This window comes from Kitasatospora sp. NBC_01250, from assembly GCF_036226465.1.
Classification (GTDB): domain Bacteria; phylum Actinomycetota; class Actinomycetes; order Streptomycetales; family Streptomycetaceae; genus Kitasatospora.
Window position 1 is genome coordinate 1 of the sequence record NZ_CP108476.1, and the last position, 16,182, is coordinate 16,182.

Consider the following 16,182-nt stretch of genomic DNA (forward strand, 5'->3'; position numbering starts at 1 on the left):
GGTACTGCGGCTCCGCCTCGACATGCAGCTCACCCTCGGAGTCGTAGAGCCCGCCCGGCAGCCCCTTGCACGTCCAGCACGGCGGCTGCTTCGCGGGCGACGCGGTTGTCCGGCACGACCAGGTGTGCCCGGAGCCGTTGGATCATCGGTCTGGGATCTCTTCTGTGATCCAGGCATCGGGTACGAGTGCCTTGCCGTTGCTGCGCCGCCACCGGTCCCGGACCGCGCTGCGGAACGGCTCGTCGTCGAGGTCGGCATGCTCCATCACGATGACCTGGAGGGCCCCGTCGAGGGCGTCGATGGTCCGTTGGACGGTCTGGTAGAAGTTCAGCAGCGAGGCACGGTCCTGTCCCACGAGGACGCTGTCGTCGGTGGCGTCTTCAGGGAAGTACACCTGGGAAGGCTGATCGAGGATGAGGAAGCGGGGCACTGGGTTGTCCTGCTCGCAGAACCACTCGTGCAGGCTGAGCAGCGTGGCAACGTGGTAGCCCATCCAGTTCTCACCACCGCCCATGTCGGACAGGCGTTCCGGCCCGCGGCGGGTGTCGGCCACCACAGTCAGTGCACGCGGGTCCAGACGGATGGGCGACTCACTGTGCTCCAGTTCCAGTGCTACTGCCTTGTCCTTGATCTTTTGGTTGATCAGGGAGATGTAGCTGCTGAGCCGGTCGTCGCGTGCACCCACGCCGATCTCGTCTTCGAGTTCGGCAATCTTTTCGGTGAGCTCGTCGCGGCGGTCGACGATCTGGGGAACGTGGATGTGGCGGGCCGCAGTCTCCAGGAAGAGGCTGATGCGGCCTTGGACGATGGCCGCGCGCCGGGAGGTCTCCGGGTGGTCTTGGACGACGCGCTGGCCGGCGGTGAGGGTGTCCAGATGGTCCTGATTGCGAGCCAGGGCCTCGCGGAGCTCCTGCAGGGTGCGTTCTTCGGCTGCGATGAGGGCGTTGATCTCGGGGGTGTCATTGCCGATGACGGTCATCTCGGCATCCAGGCGTGCGAGGTCGCTGGTCATGACCTCAACGGCTTGACCGATGTGGGGGGTGGGGTTGTCGCACACTGGGCACCGCCTCTGGCCATCGCCAGCAGGGCCGAGCAGGCCGAGGGTGGCAAGGCGGGCGTGCTGCTCGGTGGCTTGGCCCAGGAAGTCGTCGTTCTCCTGGACGGCCCGCTTGAGGTTGGTGATCCCGGCACGGGTCCGGGTGAACTGTGCGCGAAGCGCACGGCGCCCCTCTATCAGCACGGCGACCGGATCGTCTCCTGTCTCTGGAAGGTGACCAGGTGCGGTGACGTCCGCAGCACGGCGTAGATGGTCGAGGGCAGTCTCAGTTGTCATCTGCTCCGTGGGCACTGGTTCCAGCAGGCCGGCCTCAACGGCTTCGGTCAACAGGGCCAGCGCCTGACCGGAAGCGACTGACAGGCTGTGGACCGCGGCGAGCTGAGTCTCCATGTCGGCCAGTTCCCGGCGCAGCAGCCGCAGTCGGTGCTCGCGCAGGGCCTGCGCGGGGTCCATGGCGCCGAGGAAATAAGGGATCATCGCCCGGATAGTGGCAGGGCGGAAGTCCTGGCCTTGAGAGTGGAAGAGCAGGTCGGGGTTGGCGATCTCGTTCTGCTTTTGCAGGCAGAAGAAGAGGGCGTGGCGGATGGAGGGTGGGATCGGGCTGCTGCTGCGTACGGCGGGGATCCGGGTGGCGCGGTCGATGCCGGCGAACTCTGACAGCAGGCCCTTGGCGATATCAAGCGGAGTGGAGAACTTGATCTGCGCGTACGGAAGGGGCTGATCGCCGAGAGCCTGGACAGTCACGCAGAGGTTGGCCGTCGTGGCGGCCTTCCCGGTGGGGGCGGGGCGGGCGACAAACAACTGCTGCCGGTCCTTGACCAGGGTGACGGCAAAGACGTGGACGAAGTTGCGCAGCGCCGCGCCCTTGATGACGTAGTCGGTGCTGGCAAGGCAGTAGTCGACGATATTGAGCAGGGCGCTCTTACCTCGCCTTGAGTCGCCGGTGATGATGTTGAGCTTGCCGGTCTCAAGGGGGACGGTGCGGATGTGGCCGTCGTTGTTATAGATCGAGATGGCACTGATCTGGAAGGTCACGGCCGGACTCCTAGCAGGGTCATGACGGTGCTGAAGCTGCCGGTGCTGGGTAGCCAGCGGCCCAGCATGTGGGATGCCTTCTGGATGGCGACGACCTCCGGCGTGCTGCCGGTGGGCGCCGTGGGCAGCGCCTTGGGGCGCACGCTGAGATGCCCGTCGTCTCCGTATTCCAGAAGGCGGTTCTGCAGCGCCAGCAGGAGACCGGGCCGGACCACTGCGGCGAGCGCGGTGGCGTTCTGGGCCATGGCCGCCTTGACGGACTTGTTCTCCTCCAACCAGCGGGTCAGGCCGCTCCCGATGGTCTTCGGTAGAAGCTGGCGGATGGAGGGCTGAAGCGCCATGACCGAGGACAACACGGCCACTGCGGGCGGGCATGACCTGCCGTACTGCACTTGGTGGCCCTGAACCGCCCGGGCGGTGAGCACTGCGGTGAACGCCGGGTTGTACAGGGCCCGCTCCTCGCGGCTGAACTCTGCGAAGTCCGTCATCTGTGCGACACCGCCGCCGGCTCCAGTACGGCAATGAGCCGGGCGAGGAAGTCGATGTGCCAGCCGATGCGCAGGTCATCGGCGAGGATGTGGAAGGAGCCCTTGGAGACGAACGGCTCGTCGCAGTCGGGGCGGATGGGACGTCGTGCTTCCTTCGTCACCCACCGGTAGACCTCCTTGGCCGCGGCCACCTTCTCGGTCTCCGCCGCATTGGGGCCGAGGTTGCCCTCCATGTCAGCGAACAGGTCCTCCCATTCCTCGACGAGTCGGCGCTCGTAGCGGCCGATCTCCCCGGTGAGCAGCAGGTTGTCGTGGGACCAGCGGGAGCGTTGGGTGAAGGCGCGGATGTAGTCGCGCACCGCGATCCTGACCTGGGCGCCGCCTGCGTTGATCAGCCCCAGCTGGCGGACGAAGGTCATGTCCGTGTACTCGGAGGGGTCCGGTTCGAGGGTGGCGATGTCCTCGTCGATCGGAAGGTTTCCTGGGCGGAACTGGTCACGCAAATCGGTGAAGACCTGGTCGAACTCCTCGCCAGTGACCGCGTCCATGTCCTCGGTGCGCAGTTGCCGAATGGTGCGCTGGTAGAACCAACCCTCCAGGCGTTCCAGGAACGGCCCGGCGTAGCGGTGGCCGACCGCCGGCACGACCCTCTCCAGAAGCAGGGCCTCCATGGCGTCCACGTCGGGGGCATTGCCGATGACCTGCACCCGGGCGAGCATGGCGCGCCGCTGCTCGGCGCCGAGCTTGTCGAACTCCTCGTACGCCTTCTTGTTGTCCTTACTGATGGAGGTCTTCCTGGCCGCCTCCAGCGCCTGCAGGGCCTGCTCCTCGTTCCTGACTCCTGAGGCTGCAGGCTGCAGCATGAAGCCAGCGGAGCCGGGCGACAGCTCGGCAGTCGTCAGCAGCAGCAGGTCAGTCTCCTCCAGTTCCACAAGCTCGGTGGTGACCGCATATGCCCAGATCCGCAGCGTCTTCCACAGGTCCGTGCTGGCGTCCGACATCTTGGTGCCCGGGGCGCGGTGTTTGAGCTGGTAATAGACCCGGCCGCCTTCGGTGACCTCCTCGACATCGTCGCCGGCTTCGATCGCGATCCCCCACTCAAGTCCTCGGACATGACGTTCGAGGCAGGCATGGAGCGCCTTGCGCAGCTGGTAGACATAGCCGACTGCGGAGGCCGATGCCTCGAAGGGCGCCGTCTTGTCTGCCATGTGACCCCCGTGTTCAGCAGCGTCTACTTCGGGTGGCGACGATCTTTTCACAGGAGGCACATCTCCCGTCACCCTCAGGACAAGCTCTTCGTGATCACCTCCAACGACTCGCCGCCAATCGAGCCGCGCATCGGCGGCGAGTCGAGGATCGGACGGCCCAGGTCTCGGTCGGCGGGCGCGGGCCGGCTGCTGTACAGGGCCAGCTCCAGCCGATCGGGGGCGGCGGCGGGGTCGGGGCGGGTGGTGTCGGTCATCGCGCGGTGCCTCCGGAAGTCGGGAACGAGGTGCGACGGCCGTCCCGGCCTGGGTGGGCCGGGACGGCGGGATCTTGCGGGAAGGGTCAGCCGGTGACGGTCTCGGCGTGCCGGGTGAGCGCGTCCAGGAGCGCGGCCTGGTGGTCGGTCAGCTTGCCTTCGGTGCGGGCCTTGTCCTGCTTGCGCAGCCACGTGCCGGGGCGGAACGCGGTGTCGTCGCCGAGGCCGGTGCGGTTCACCGGGCCGTCCAGGGTGCCGCCGGCGGCGAGGTAGGCGAGCAGGCGGCGGTAGGAGCGGTTCCAGTCCGGCTCCAGGCGCCACAGCTCGTCCAGGGCGTCGAGCTTCGCGACCTGGTCGGTGGTGAGGTTGTCGGCCTTGCGCTGGCGGCGCATCCACGCGCCCACCGCGTAGTCGTCCAGCTTCGCGGTCGCCGGGATCGCCAGGTGGCCGTGCTGGTGGTGGAACGCGGCGGCGTAGGCGGCCCCGCGTTCCCAGGCGTTGGCGTTCTTCGACCAGATCATGCCGAGGGCGTCCAGCTCGCTGATCCGGGCGGCGTCGAGCAGGCCCTGGCCGTGGAGGTGGCGTTGGCGGGTGAGCCAGGAGATCAGCTCGGCGTGCTTGGTCTTGTCGGTGGGGTCGAGGTGGCCGTGCTGGAGGTGGAAGATGGCGGCGACGGCGTGCATGCGCTGCCACTCGACCGCGCGCGGGTTGAACGCGCGCAGCTTGACGGTCTGGAGGATCCGGGCGGCGTGCTGGCGGGCGTTGATCCGCAGCCACTCGATCGGCGACTCCACCGGAGCTGGCGGCTGCTCCCCCTCGCCGCCGGGCTCGCCGGCCTCGCTCTCGGCCGGCTTGGCCGCCGTGGTGTGGGCGGTGCCCTGGGAGCGGCTGGCGCGCAGTTCGGTGATCCGGCCGACCACCCGGGCGTCGTGCGCGGCCAGGGCGCGCAGGACCCGCCAGATCGTCCGGAAGCTGCTGGCCTCGATCTCGGCGTCGGCCTCGGCCTTCACGGCCTCTGCGGCGTCGTGGACCTCGGCCGGGTCGGCGGCCGCCGTGTCGTCGCCGACCTCCGGCGTCGGCAGGTACACCGGGATGATGACCCAGGACACCTTGCCCTGCTGGTAGGACTGGCGCAGCGCCCTCCCGACGGCCTGGACGATGTCGATCACGCTCGACTTCGGGTCCGCGAAGCACACCGCATCCACGGCTCGGACGTCGATTCCTTCTGACAGGAGGCGAGCGTTGCAGATGATGCAGCACTCCTCGCCGTCGTCGCCGGTGGAGGCCTTGAAGGTGGCGAACGCGGCCCGGCGGTCCTTGAGCCGGTCGGTGCCGGCCACCGCGAGGGCGGTCAGCCGCTCCGGGCGCTCCGCGTCGGGCAGCAACTCGGAGGCCCCCAGCAGGGTGCTCGCGAACTCGCGGGCTGCCGTGACCCGGGAGTGGAAGGTGATGACGCGGCGCAGGTCGAGGTCGGCGATCGCGCGCAGGACCGCGATCTGCAGGGCCAGGCGCAGGAGTTCCTCGTTGCTGCGCTGGGAGCGCAGGTCGGCGACGGCCGGCAGGTTCAGCAGCTCGCGCAGGTCCTCGTCCGTCACCACCGGCACGAGCACCCGGTAGTCGGCGAGGTAGCCGTGCTCGATGCCCTGGCTGAGGGTCCAGCTGAAACAGGTCTTGCCGTAGATCGTCTCGTCGTCCATGGAGCAGAGGACGGGCAGCGCCTGGCCATCGGCGTCGGCGAGGTCGGCCAGGCCGTCCTTCGCCCGCCGGTCGTCCGCGATCCGCGGGGTCGCGGTGAAGTACAACCGGCGCTTCGCCGGGACCTTGGCGTCGTCGTGGACCGCCGCCCACGCCTTCCCCTCGGCGCCCGCCGTACGGTGGGCCTCGTCGATGATCACGAGGTCCCACCGGGCCAAACCCCAGCCCTGGTGGGCCTGGACGATGCGCTCCAGCGAGGCGTAGGTGGCGTAGACGGTGACCGGCTGGTCGTCCGGGGCGCCGTTGACGAGGTCGGTGATCCGGACGGCCTGCGTGGTCACCTTGGCGTGGATCCGGCCGCCGGCTTCCGCGCTCTCCAGCGCCTCCTCCCGCGAGCACGCCGCGACCGCCAGGCCCCGACGCCCGCCGCGCAGCGACCAGGCCTCGGCGGTCTGCTCCAGCAGCTCGATCGTCGGCACCAGCACCAGCACCCGGCCCCGAGCGGCCAGACGTCGGGCGCAGCCGGCCGCGATGAGGGTCTTGCCGGATCCGGTCGCCGCGACGACGGTTGCGCGGCCGCCGTCCTTCACCTCGCGCACCGCGGCCGCCACCGCGTCCTTCTGGAACCAGTGCAGCGGCAGCGGGTTCACCGCGGTAGTGCCGGACGGCTGCGCCGGGACCGGCTGAGCGGCTCCGGCGCGGAACGCGACCGGCACGCCGGCCTCAGTGACGGTGGTGGTCTCCACGACGGTGCTTCTCCTTCGCAGGCTGAGACGGCGGGGCCGGTGCGGGCGGGGCTGTGGGAGGGTCGGGGCGGGCGGCCTCTCCCCGGGACCAGGTCATGGATGGGAAGAGGCCGACCTGTGACTGAGCACTTCAGATGGCCAGTTGAGCAGCCGTTTCAGCGGGCTTGTCTCCCCATGCGGCTCACCACCGCCCGAAGGCACTCCCGGCCGGCTCTCACGCTCGCGTCCCGCACACCCGCGGCATTGCCGGACGCCGAGAGGCTCTGAAGTCGCTGCTCCTCGGCTCTAAACCCGGCACCCGCGATGTTCTGGTCCAGCATGCCCATCGCGGTGAGCGCCGCGTGGCCGCACGACAGCGCATGGTCGGCGCTCCCGGAGCCGTTGGCCAGCAGGGCGTACCGCAGGACCAGGCACGCGAAGAACGTGTAGGTGCCGACGATGTCGGTGATGCCGTCCTCGGTGAGCTGCAGCTCGGGGAACCCCTCCAGCAGGCGTGCCCGGTCGGCGGCGTCGGACAGCGGCCGGTCAGTCCCCCAGAGGTCGAGCACGGACTCCGTAAAGAGCTCCACGTCGGCTTCCCGGCCCGCCTCACCCGTGCGCAGACCGAGGAACAGCGGAGCCATCCGCTCGGCGCAGGCCGCGACATACAGGCGGACCGCCTCGTCTCCCCCGGTCTGAAGTTCCTCCACGACGTCCTCTTCGACCAGCGTCTTCACACGCCGTCCTCTCTGCGGGCCGTTTGCTCAACTGGCCAGTTCAACTTCTCACCGGCCGACTGAAACGCTCAGTCACAGCCGACCAGACCTACTGCTGGTCCTCGGGGATCCAACCCCTCACCTCCAGGTAGGCAATGTCGGCGTCCTCGACCGCGCGGCCGGTCTCCACCAGCCACTCCCGCATAGCCTCGGTCACGTCGCCGTGGTGGTCCGCGACCCGCTGGGACCACTCGGCGGCTTCGAATCCGCCGGTCGAGGCGGAGCCGTAAGTGCGCTCCTCCGTGCCGTCCGCGCGCGGGATGAACCCACGCCGGATACCGCCAGAGTCCTTCTCCGACCCGGCGCTGTAGACGTACTGATCGGCCTTCATCCGGACGGTGAAGGCGAGGCGGCCGCCGGCCTGGCCGGTCTCGTGCACCACCGGGGCGAGGTGGGAGGCGCCGGACTTGATGGCCTGCTTTCCCGCGCGGCCGGCCATCGACCCGCCCGCCTCGCCGACCGTGTCCTTGCCCCGCACCCGCACCTTCTGCCCGGTCTTGGTGCGGCGCCGGGCGGTGTTGGCCTCGGCGATCCCGGACAGGGCCTCCTCGTCGCGCTCGCCACCGCGCACCGCACGGACCAGCTGGCGCAGCGCGTTGACCATGCTCGCGCCCTTGCCCTTGGTGAAGAACTGGGAGACCAGGGAGGCGTCGCGGCCGAGCATCTTGGCGACCTGGCGCTTGGTGTAACCCTGGTCGATCAGCTCCTGCGTCAGCCTCGCGGCCTCGTTGGGGTTGTTCGGATCGGCCGGGCTCACTGGTCAGCTCCCTTCTCAACGGCGGCGGCGAGTTCGGCGCGGCCCAGGCCACGCAGCTTGAGGTACTGCTCCTGGCTGACCGGGTGCTCCACCGGGCCTGTCAGGTGGCCCTTGAGGAGGTAGTCGCCCGGCTCCCCTCGGTACGGCCACGGCTGGCGCTCCGTCAGGGCGATGCCGTCCGTGCCGAAGTAGACGACCGTGCCAGGCTTGGCGTGCAGTGCCCCGGCGTAGCCGATGACCTCCTTGCCCTGGCGGTACCGCATGTCCAGCAGCGCCGCCCGCGCCCCCGACCACACGTAGGCCGCCCACTCGGGGTGCGCGTACGGGTCGCGGGAGAAGCCGGCCTGCCGCTGCCAGGTCACCACCTCGCTGTCCTGGCCGAGGATCTCCACCCCGGCGGGGAGCGCCTCGCCGACCGGGGTGGTGCCGGAGACCAGGCGCGGGCGCTGCGCGAAGCCGCCCAGGCCGAACAGCAGCACCGAACGCACCGCCCGGGAGGCGAGGTAGGCCGCCTGCCGCTGCCGCTCGTCGCCGTGCAGCTTCGACAGGTTCGTGAGGTCCGCCCACGCCGACTTGAGGCGCTTGCCCCACTCGTCCAGCGGCTTGCCGTCCTCGAACAGCAGGCCGCCCAGGATCTCGACCTTCCACGGCATCAGGTGGTTCGACAGGGCGAGGTGAACCTCCGCGCCGCCCGCCCAGGTGGTGAAGGTGGTGCCCGGCTCCGAGGGGTAGACCCAGGCGCGGTCCCCGGTCACCGGGGCGGGCAGCAGGCCGACGTGGTCCCAGCCCTGAGGGACCGTCACCTTGACGTTCCAGTGCGAGCAAGACATCAGCGCCTTGACCTGCTCCTGCTCGGTCATCGCGGCGAACCCGGCCGCGGTGATCCGGCGCGGGGTGCCGACCGGGGACTTCCAGAGGTGCTTGGCGTAGGCGAAGGTGCGGTCGTACTCGACCAGCGCGGGCAGCTGCTCCGGCACGCGCGGGGGCAGGATCAGCTCGGTACGGCCCTGGCCGCCGGTCGCGTGCAGCAGCCCCCGCAGCTCCTCGGACAGCACCGGATAGCCACCCGCCCACTTGCCCGTGGTCGGGATCGTACGTGACCACAGGTCCCGGCCCGTCTGCGACGGCGAGCCCATCAGCACCGCGTCGTCCCAGTGCCGGCGCAGCGCCTGCCACAGCAGCGTGAGCGCCTGACGGCACGTCACCACGTCCGCGCCGTCCGGGTCGAACCACTCCCCCATCGACCGGATCTCGGTGCTGCCGCTGTCCGGGGCGGCGGCGGGGGCGTAGCGGCCGACCGGCTGGCGCTGGTGGACGAAGTGTCCGGCCAGCTTGTCCCGGCCGGAGCCGACGGCGGTGGTCCACCGCTCGGACTGCGTGTTCAGCCAGGCGGCGACCGCGTCCTTGAGCGTGGAGTAGCGCTCGGCGCCGTCGTGCCAGGGGGCGCCGGCCGTGATGTAGACCCGCTCCGTACCCGGCGCGGCGTGCAGGACCGCGTCCAGGATCTCGCCCGGGGTGCGAGCGCCGAGGTCCACCCGGATGACCTGGTCGCGCACCGCGAGCGTCCCGGCCGCCGCGTCCAGGAACACCGTGGCGCGGGCCTGCTGCGTGAAGTTGGGGCGCTTGGACACCAGACCGGTCGCCACGGCCTCGAACCGGGCACCGGCCGGGCCTTCGGAGAGGGTGGGCAGCTCACGCGGCCCGGCCTCGACCACCGGACGCGGCGCGGCCGCGACCGGAGTGACCGCATGCTGCCCAGTAGCGCCCGGGATCGACGCAGTGGTGCGGTCCGAGGCGGCTTGTACGCCGGGTTCTGTCTCCCCGGGGGCCGATGTGGCCGACCCTGCCTGCAGCACGGCGGACTGCTCGGCGCCGGCCTGGTCCTCAACCTCGGTCGGCGCCTCGGTCACCGGGGCGGCCGGAGCCGGCTGCTCGAGTACGGGGGCCGGGCGGGTCAGCGCCGGGGCGACCGCGACGGCGGGCCCGGCGACCGGCTCGGCCACGGACGCCGGGGCGGGCGCAGCGACGGCGGCGGCCTGGTCGTCGGTCTTGGCGGCGCGGACGGCGGCCGGGGTCGGGTCCAGCAGCGGCGCGATCCGCACCACGTCACCCACCGACAACCCGGAGGCCTTCGCGATGGCCGACGCCCCGGCGCCCTCGTACCCCGCCAGGCCGGCAACCCGTCGCGCACGCTGGGCGGTGAGCTTGTCCAACTCCTTCTGCGCAGCCGCGACCGTCTTCTCGGCGACCGTGATCTCGGTGCGCAGCTCGCGCAGACCGGCGAGCTCGGCGGTGTACGTCTTACGGTCCATCAGCGGGTCACTCCCCCTCGGTGGCGGGCTGGTCGGTGGTCGGGCGGGTGGGGACGTAGGCGATCGGGCCGCCCGAGACCGACGGCAGGCGCTTGCCGAGCAGCAGGCCCGCCAAACGGGCGTCCTCGGGGTCGGCCGGGTCGGCTGCGTTCGCGGGAGCGGCGAGGTCGGTCAGGTAGCCGGCCAGGCGCGCCTTCGGGAAGCGGAAGCGGGCCGCGGTGCCGATGGTGCCGTCGGCCTCCCACTCGGCCAGGCCGGTCAGCACCGCGACCACGAACCCGGCCACCGTCACCGGCAGCACGTCGCCGGCCGCGACCCGGGCCGGGTCGCACCGCCACCAGCCCGACAGCGCGGCCAGCAGCTGCACCTGGTCCAGGCCGGTGCCGAAGCCGATCCACTCCCGGTCCACCTCGTCCACCCTGGCGGGGGCGTCCGAGCGCAGCACCGCCACCTCGGCCGTGCCAAACGCGGTCAGGTCGGCGGCAGACCGGGCTTGCAGCTGCTGGAGGGCAGCGAGCGGGAACACCTGCCGGCCAGTCTCTCGCACGCCCGGGACCACGCCGGTGGCCAGCAACTTCTTCACCGTCGGGATCGAACACCCCAACGCCGCCCCGGCCTGACCCGTCGTCACGAACACACCCACAACCTCCACGCCTCTCCATCTAACTTAAAACGCTATGGCACTCGACTCTACGCCTCCCGGCCGACGCTGCTGGCGCTGAAGCCGCCTCACAGCGACAGCAGGTCGGACGCCGGGCTGGCTCAGCTCTCCAGCACGATCAGGCTCTGCTGGTCCAGGTTCAGTTCGACAGTCCCGCCACCCTGCGCCCGGAGCTTCGCCCAGGCTGCATAGCCGGTGAGGATGGCGCGCTCCCAGTCCGCAGCCCGGCAGGCGCCGGCTTCGAGGTGAGCGGTCATCTGGCTGATGGTGGTGAGCAGTTCCTGATCGACGTGCTGGACGTCTTTGAAATAGCCGTGCCGGGCGGCGTAAGAGAAGACGAGGGCCGAGATTCCTTCTTCGATGGCGATGGCGCGGCCGCCGTCTTCGGCCTCGTCGGTTTCGGGGCGGCTTCGGCGCTTGCAGCCGAGGAGAAATCGGGTGACAGGGGACCAGCCAAGGACGGCTGCGTGCGCGAGGTGGAAGGCGTCGTGGAATCGGTAGTCGTCCTCGATGCGGGAGGCGCTGGTGAGCGGGTCGCCTGCAGGGGTGCCGTCGGCGCGGGTGAGGACGATGACGGTGCGGCCGTCGGCGTTAGGGGTGGGGGTGAAGGTGAGGGTGGTCTTGCGGGGGAGCTGCTCGTGGTCGGGGTAGCCGTCGTCGAAGGCGGTCCGCTCACCGGCAGGGGTGGGGCGCCAACGGTCCTTGGTCTTCTCCAGGCTGGCTGCGGCGATGTCCTCCAGTGAGAGGTCGAATCGGTGGGCGAGGGTTGCGATGTACCAGAGGACATCGCCGAGTTCTTCGCGGAGTTGCTGCTTGCCCGGCTCGAAGGCGGTGCCGTCGCGCAGGCGCTTCTTGTAGACGGTGGCGAAGGAGCCGACTTCGCCGACAAGGCCGAGCAGCGGGATCAGGACCGGGTCCGTTCCGGGCGTCGCGGCTTGGAGGGTCTTGACGGCGGCTTGCTGGTAGCGCTGGAAGTCCACGCCTCTCTCCTTCTGTCTGATCTTGTGACAGGCCTGTCGGAATCCCCGACACTGTCGTAGAATAGGACATGGGCGTCGGGAATTCAGACGATTGGGGAAGAGCGCTGGACACGAACCGGCCCACGGTCGACGACATCGTCACCGTGATCATCGAGTTCCTCGCGGAACTGGAGCAGCAGGATGCAGAGGAGGTCCGGGCCGAGCTGGAGAAGGCCGGCACGGACCTCCCGGTGGACTCCATCCTGATCGTCGAAATCCTCACCCGTGTCGAAGGGCACTACGGCATCGGCATCCCGGCCGACGCCGAAGCCGCCCGGGCGACCCGGTCGGTCCATGCCTTCGCCGACGCAGTACTGGAAGCCATCATCGAAAGGCAGCAGTCATGACTCCACCGTCATCGGAGCTCCGCTCCCGCGACCCGGAGCTGGAAAGGCTCGGCGAGCGGCTCAAGAGCACCCGCGACTACCTGGGCATGTCCCAGCAGTTCGTCTCCGACAGCACCGGCATCCCCCGCTCCGCCATCAGCGACATCGAGCGCGGCGGACGCCGGGTCGACAGCCTGGAACTCAAGAAGCTCGCGCGCCTGTACCGGCGGCCGGTCTCCTACTTCCTCGCGGAAGAGGACGACGCCGACATCGGCGAGCACGTCCTCGCCGGCCTTCCCCGTGCCCTGTCCGGACTCACCAACGGCGACAAGCAGGCGGTTCTCGACTTCGCCGAGTACCTCCGGTTCCGCCGCGCTGCGGACGCGGAGAACGCCGAGGCCGCATCCCCGGAGCCGGGGCAGCCGCCGCAGTGAACTGGGACGTCGCACACCGGATCGCGAGCATCGCGGCCACGCAGGCCCACCGTGACCTTGCAGTGGACCGGGAGGACTACGTTCACGTCCATGCCGCGCTGCGGACCGCCGGCCTGATCGGGATGGCGCAGCCGATGCCCAGGCTCTTCGGTCTCTACATGGACGAGGACGACGACGGGCCGGCAGTCCTGCTGAACGCGGACCTGGATGTGATCACACAGCGGCATACCGCAGCGCACGAGCTGGGGCATCACCGGCTCGGGCACCGCAGCGCGGCGGACGACAACCTGGACCCGTCCGCTCGCTGGGGAGACCGGAGCTGGCCCGATCACGAGAAGGTCGCCGAGGCCTTCGCGGCGTGGTTCCTGATGCCTCGCCCGGCGGTGCTGCGGGCGGTGAAGCAGGTCGCGGGCGGTGCCGGCCCGAGCCGACCGGAGCATGTCTATCTGGTCGCCCGGGCGCTCGGGACGTCGTACGCGGGGACGGTGCGGCACCTGGCCCGGCTTCGCCTGCTCACACACGAACAGGCCGACCGCTGGCACGGGATAGCGCCCTCAGCTCTGAAGAGCTCGCTGTGCGGCGGGCGGAACGTGCCCTCTGGTTCCCACGTCCACGCCGTCGGCACCCCCTGCCACGGTCGCCGGGTCTACGCAGACACAGGCGACCTCCTGGTGCTGCTGATGCCCGGCGCCCACTTCGATCCGCCCCCGCCCGGGCTGGCCCTCTGGACCGGTGGTGCACCGGGAGACGGCCAGGGCAAAGGCCTCCCCCACAAGTGGCAGACCCTTCAGGTGACGGAGGACCTCGACGGTTCGGCAACGGTGACCGTCAACATCGCCGACAGTGACGACCCCTTCGGCCTGGCCGTCACCCGCCAGTCCCCGCGCACCGGGTCGGACGACATCTGGCCGACCTAACCTGCACCGCTCCCGGCACCAGACCCGTAAGGAGCACCATGCACACGTTCACCGTGGAAGAGCCCGATGTCACGAGCGCCTGGATCGCGGCGTGCAGGGCACTTGACCGCAAAGACAACACGGCACGCACCGGCTACCACACGGTGGTGAGGATCAGCGACGCCACCAAGGACGACCTGCGGTTCCGCGAAGACCTCGACCGCGTCCGCCTCGGCAAAGGCCATCACCCCACTGAGACGGTGGCGAGCACCATCTTCCCCGCCGCACTGGCCGACCGCTGCAAGAGCCACGACGAACTGGCCAGCCGCTACCGGAAGCTGTACGAAGCGGCCCGGCGGTTCCCAGGCAACAATCGCGGCACCTACTTCGGCCGCCTGGTCGACTACCCGGGCGCCAAGGGCAGCCGCATCGACCAGATCGGGAAAGTGATCGACCGGCTCACTCAGCAGAGCTCCAAGGCGGGTGCCATGACCGCAGCCTACGAGACCGACATCGCCCACCCCGACGACACCGTCACCACCGGCGCACTCGTGCACGCCCCCGACCACGACAACTCCCTACGCGGCTTCCCCTGCCTGAGCCACTGCTCGTTCCAGCTCGACCGGAACGGCGTCCTGCACTGCGCCGCCTTCTACCGCAGTCACTTCATGTTCGAACGCGCCTACGGCAACTACCTGGGTCTCGGCAGGCTCACCCAGTACGTCGCCCGGCAGGCGGGCCTGCGGCCCGGCGTCCTCACGGTCATCGCCGGCTACGCCCAGCTCGACGGTCCCATCACCCAGATCAGGCCTCTCCTGACGGGTGCGCAGCCGCTGATCACCGCATAGACGCCCCCAGGCCCCTGGAATGTCCCTCAGCGCGGCGCAAGCGGACCGGCCGGCGGCGGCACGGTCCCGTTCAGCCCCCACTTGGGCGGGAACCATGCCGTCATCGGTGCTGCGTCGCTGCGGTAGACCTGCTTGATCCGGCTGCGCCCGCTGATCCCCTGGACTTCCGGATGGGCCACCCGGGCGTACTTGTCCACCTCGCAGAAGAGGTTCTGGCAGTCGATCAGTTGCAACGGCCGGCCCTTCAAACCGCCGAACACCAGGCCCAGACGGGCGAAATGCTCGTCCTGGCTCCGGGCCATGTACCGGATGACCTCGGACTCGATGCCGTCCGCAGACCGTCCGAAGCACTTGCGGATCCCGTCCCGCGCCCCAGGCCCCGGCACCACGAAGTCCATCTCCGAGAACGGCATCTGCTCCGCGTAGTTCAGGTCGATCAAGTACTGGTACGCCAGGAAGGGGCCGATCGCGGGGAAGCCGAGCAGCACCTCGTATGCGTCACGCATCGTCGGCGCGGCCAGCACACGCTCCGGAGCCGACCTGCTCATCATCAACTCCAGCAACCGCAGATGGTTGCGGTGCTTGCGCCCCTCCCCCAGCTGAGGGGGCGGCACGATATACGCCGCCGAGTACAGCCGCTCGCCACGGTCGAAGCGCTCCGACAGCACCTTGTCGTAGAGGCCGTAGTCGTAGGCGTCCCACCGCACCTCCCCCAGCGACCGCGTCAGCAGCCTCCAGGTCGACACCTTATTGAAGATCTTGAACAGCAGGGTACGGAAGAACACCTCCTCCCACGCCTGGGATCCGCGGTAGGAAACCTCCGCAATCAACGCCTGGCTGACCCGGTCCGCCGCTCGGAAACAGTTGGTGAACCGGTGCTGCGCCAGGATCGGATCCTGCGTCCACGGCGCACCGCGCCCCTCGAGCCGCCCCAGGTACACCTCCTGCCGCGCCGCGGCAAAACGCCAGTAGGTGTCGAAAACCGCCGTCGGGCGCAGCACACGGCCCGCCACCCGCACCGTCCCAGGCCCCGGGTGCGCCCCGCGCACACCCTCAGGACCTTGCAGCATCATCACCATAGGGTGAATATATATTGACCGTAGGTAACCTGTCACAGGGAGTGGGGTACCCGTGGAACTGCTGTGGCAGCAGGCCCGCCGCAACACGCTGATCACCTGGCCCGAGGACGTCGACCGCAGACTCGACATCCTCGTCCGCTCTGCCACCGCCGCAGGCGAGAACACATCCCGCTCGCAGATCCTCGCCGCCCTCGTCACCGCAGCCGGCACCGACCCCCAGCACCTGGCCGCAATCCTGCGGGCATACCGTCTCTTGCGCACCGACGCGCTCACCGGTGACTCCCACCGTGACGACCTCCCCGCCGTCCGCACTCCCGGCCCTCCACGAACCCGGCGCTGACGGCAGCACGGGCCGGCCTCCGCACGACCACTGTCAGCGCACGGCACGGGCACGGGCCTCCAGGGTTCGCTTTGATGGCCGGCGGACTTCAGTCGCTGCACCCCGGGCGCCAGCGCTCTTTATGCCCTGGCGAGCATGGCGCCGCCGGAGCAGGCGAGCCGGTCGGTCAGCACCGTGTCAAATGTGTGCGGTGATCTGCGCGTAGGTGCGGAAGTTGCCCAAGGTTCCCAGGGCGTCGGCCCGCGCGCGATGAGGACGTTCCCGCCATCATC

At 69.8% G+C, this 16,182-nt stretch carries 16 protein-coding genes; 5 read left to right on the plus strand and 11 right to left on the minus strand.

Features of this window, described 5'->3' with window-relative positions:
* Positions 1 to 142: 142 nt before the first annotated feature.
* The 10 genes from OG500_RS00005 to OG500_RS00050 all read right to left on the minus strand — a co-directional run bounded on the left by OG500_RS00005 (position 143) and on the right by OG500_RS00050 (position 11,948).
* On the minus strand, positions 143 to 2,092 hold the full coding sequence (locus OG500_RS00005) for a DUF3732 domain-containing protein (protein WP_329574929.1): 1,950 nt from the start codon (positions 2,090 to 2,092) through the stop codon (positions 143 to 145).
* Positions 2,089 to 2,580, minus strand: a complete 492-nt coding sequence (locus tag OG500_RS00010; RefSeq protein ID WP_329574932.1) for a three component ABC system middle component — start codon at positions 2,578 to 2,580, stop codon at positions 2,089 to 2,091. Before OG500_RS00010 ends, OG500_RS00005 begins: the two co-directional genes overlap by 4 nt.
* Positions 2,577 to 3,788, minus strand: coding sequence for an ABC-three component system protein (locus OG500_RS00015; protein WP_329574934.1), 1,212 nt, complete (start codon positions 3,786 to 3,788; stop codon positions 2,577 to 2,579). The genes OG500_RS00010 and OG500_RS00015 overlap by 4 nt, the downstream gene beginning before the upstream one ends.
* A 74-nt stretch (positions 3,789 to 3,862) precedes the next feature.
* Complete coding sequence (locus OG500_RS00020) at positions 3,863 to 4,042, minus strand: hypothetical protein (protein WP_329574937.1); 180 nt, start codon at positions 4,040 to 4,042, stop codon at positions 3,863 to 3,865.
* 86 nt (positions 4,043 to 4,128) lie between these two features.
* Complete coding sequence (locus tag OG500_RS00025; protein WP_329574941.1) at positions 4,129 to 6,483, minus strand: DEAD/DEAH box helicase; 2,355 nt, start codon at positions 6,481 to 6,483, stop codon at positions 4,129 to 4,131.
* Between the two features lie 155 nt (positions 6,484 to 6,638).
* Positions 6,639 to 7,199 (minus strand): hypothetical protein, encoded by a 561-nt coding sequence (locus OG500_RS00030; protein WP_329574944.1) that lies wholly within the window; start codon positions 7,197 to 7,199, stop codon positions 6,639 to 6,641.
* 88 nt (positions 7,200 to 7,287) lie between these two features.
* Complete coding sequence (locus OG500_RS00035) at positions 7,288 to 7,995, minus strand: helix-turn-helix domain containing protein (protein WP_329574946.1); 708 nt, start codon at positions 7,993 to 7,995, stop codon at positions 7,288 to 7,290.
* The gene (locus OG500_RS00040; protein WP_329574950.1) at positions 7,992 to 10,307 is read right to left on the minus strand and encodes a hypothetical protein; all 2,316 of its coding nucleotides are present in this window, start codon (positions 10,305 to 10,307) and stop codon (positions 7,992 to 7,994) included. Before OG500_RS00040 ends, OG500_RS00035 begins: the two co-directional genes overlap by 4 nt.
* Before the next feature lie 7 nt (positions 10,308 to 10,314).
* On the minus strand, positions 10,315 to 10,938 hold the full coding sequence (locus OG500_RS00045; RefSeq protein ID WP_329574953.1) for a DNA-binding protein: 624 nt from the start codon (positions 10,936 to 10,938) through the stop codon (positions 10,315 to 10,317).
* A 131-nt stretch (positions 10,939 to 11,069) separates the two neighbouring features.
* On the minus strand, positions 11,070 to 11,948 hold the full coding sequence (locus OG500_RS00050; protein ID WP_329574956.1) for a nucleoside triphosphate pyrophosphohydrolase family protein: 879 nt from the start codon (positions 11,946 to 11,948) through the stop codon (positions 11,070 to 11,072).
* Positions 11,949 to 12,016: 68 nt separating this feature from the next.
* On the opposite strand from OG500_RS00050, the gene OG500_RS00055 reads away from it, so the two are divergent.
* From OG500_RS00055 to OG500_RS00070, 4 genes are all read left to right on the plus strand, one after another.
* The gene (locus tag OG500_RS00055; protein ID WP_329574959.1) at positions 12,017 to 12,334 is read left to right on the plus strand and encodes an acyl carrier protein; all 318 of its coding nucleotides are present in this window, start codon (positions 12,017 to 12,019) and stop codon (positions 12,332 to 12,334) included.
* Complete coding sequence (locus tag OG500_RS00060; RefSeq protein WP_329574962.1) at positions 12,331 to 12,747, plus strand: helix-turn-helix domain-containing protein; 417 nt, start codon at positions 12,331 to 12,333, stop codon at positions 12,745 to 12,747. The genes OG500_RS00055 and OG500_RS00060 overlap by 4 nt, the downstream gene beginning before the upstream one ends.
* Positions 12,748 to 12,905: 158 nt before the next feature.
* Positions 12,906 to 13,664, plus strand: coding sequence for an ImmA/IrrE family metallo-endopeptidase (locus OG500_RS00065; protein ID WP_329574964.1), 759 nt, complete (start codon positions 12,906 to 12,908; stop codon positions 13,662 to 13,664).
* 38 nt (positions 13,665 to 13,702) lie between these two features.
* Complete coding sequence (locus OG500_RS00070) at positions 13,703 to 14,491, plus strand: thymidylate synthase (RefSeq protein ID WP_329574965.1); 789 nt, start codon at positions 13,703 to 13,705, stop codon at positions 14,489 to 14,491.
* Between the two features lie 26 nt (positions 14,492 to 14,517).
* Here OG500_RS00070 and OG500_RS00075 read toward each other — a convergent pair whose 3' ends face one another.
* Positions 14,518 to 15,570 carry a nucleotide kinase domain-containing protein gene (locus tag OG500_RS00075; RefSeq protein WP_329574968.1) on the minus strand — a complete coding sequence of 351 codons (1,053 nt, stop codon included), beginning with the start codon at positions 15,568 to 15,570 and terminating at the stop codon, positions 14,518 to 14,520.
* A 52-nt stretch (positions 15,571 to 15,622) separates the two neighbouring features.
* Here OG500_RS00075 and OG500_RS00080 point away from each other — a divergent pair, with 52 nt between their 5' ends.
* Positions 15,623 to 15,910 (plus strand): hypothetical protein, encoded by a 288-nt coding sequence (locus OG500_RS00080; RefSeq protein ID WP_329574970.1) that lies wholly within the window; start codon positions 15,623 to 15,625, stop codon positions 15,908 to 15,910.
* The last annotated feature ends 272 nt before the right edge of the window (positions 15,911 to 16,182 follow it).

Coding starts and splice junctions, on each gene's coding strand:
- OG500_RS00010 (WP_329574932.1), bottom strand. CDS start 2,580: ATGACGGACTTCGCAGAGTTCAGCCGCGAGGAGCGGGCCCTGTACAAC.
- OG500_RS00015 (WP_329574934.1), bottom strand. CDS start 3,788: ATGGCAGACAAGACGGCGCCCTTCGAGGCATCGGCCTCCGCAGTCGGC.
- OG500_RS00020 (WP_329574937.1), bottom strand. CDS start 4,042: ATGACCGACACCACCCGCCCCGACCCCGCCGCCGCCCCCGATCGGCTG.
- OG500_RS00040 (WP_329574950.1), bottom strand. CDS start 10,307: ATGGACCGTAAGACGTACACCGCCGAGCTCGCCGGTCTGCGCGAGCTG.
- OG500_RS00055 (WP_329574959.1), top strand. CDS start 12,017: ATGGGCGTCGGGAATTCAGACGATTGGGGAAGAGCGCTGGACACGAAC.
- OG500_RS00060 (WP_329574962.1), top strand. CDS start 12,331: ATGACTCCACCGTCATCGGAGCTCCGCTCCCGCGACCCGGAGCTGGAA.
- OG500_RS00065 (WP_329574964.1), top strand. CDS start 12,906: ATGGACGAGGACGACGACGGGCCGGCAGTCCTGCTGAACGCGGACCTG.
- OG500_RS00070 (WP_329574965.1), top strand. CDS start 13,703: ATGCACACGTTCACCGTGGAAGAGCCCGATGTCACGAGCGCCTGGATC.
- OG500_RS00075 (WP_329574968.1), bottom strand. CDS start 15,570: ATGGTGATGATGCTGCAAGGTCCTGAGGGTGTGCGCGGGGCGCACCCG.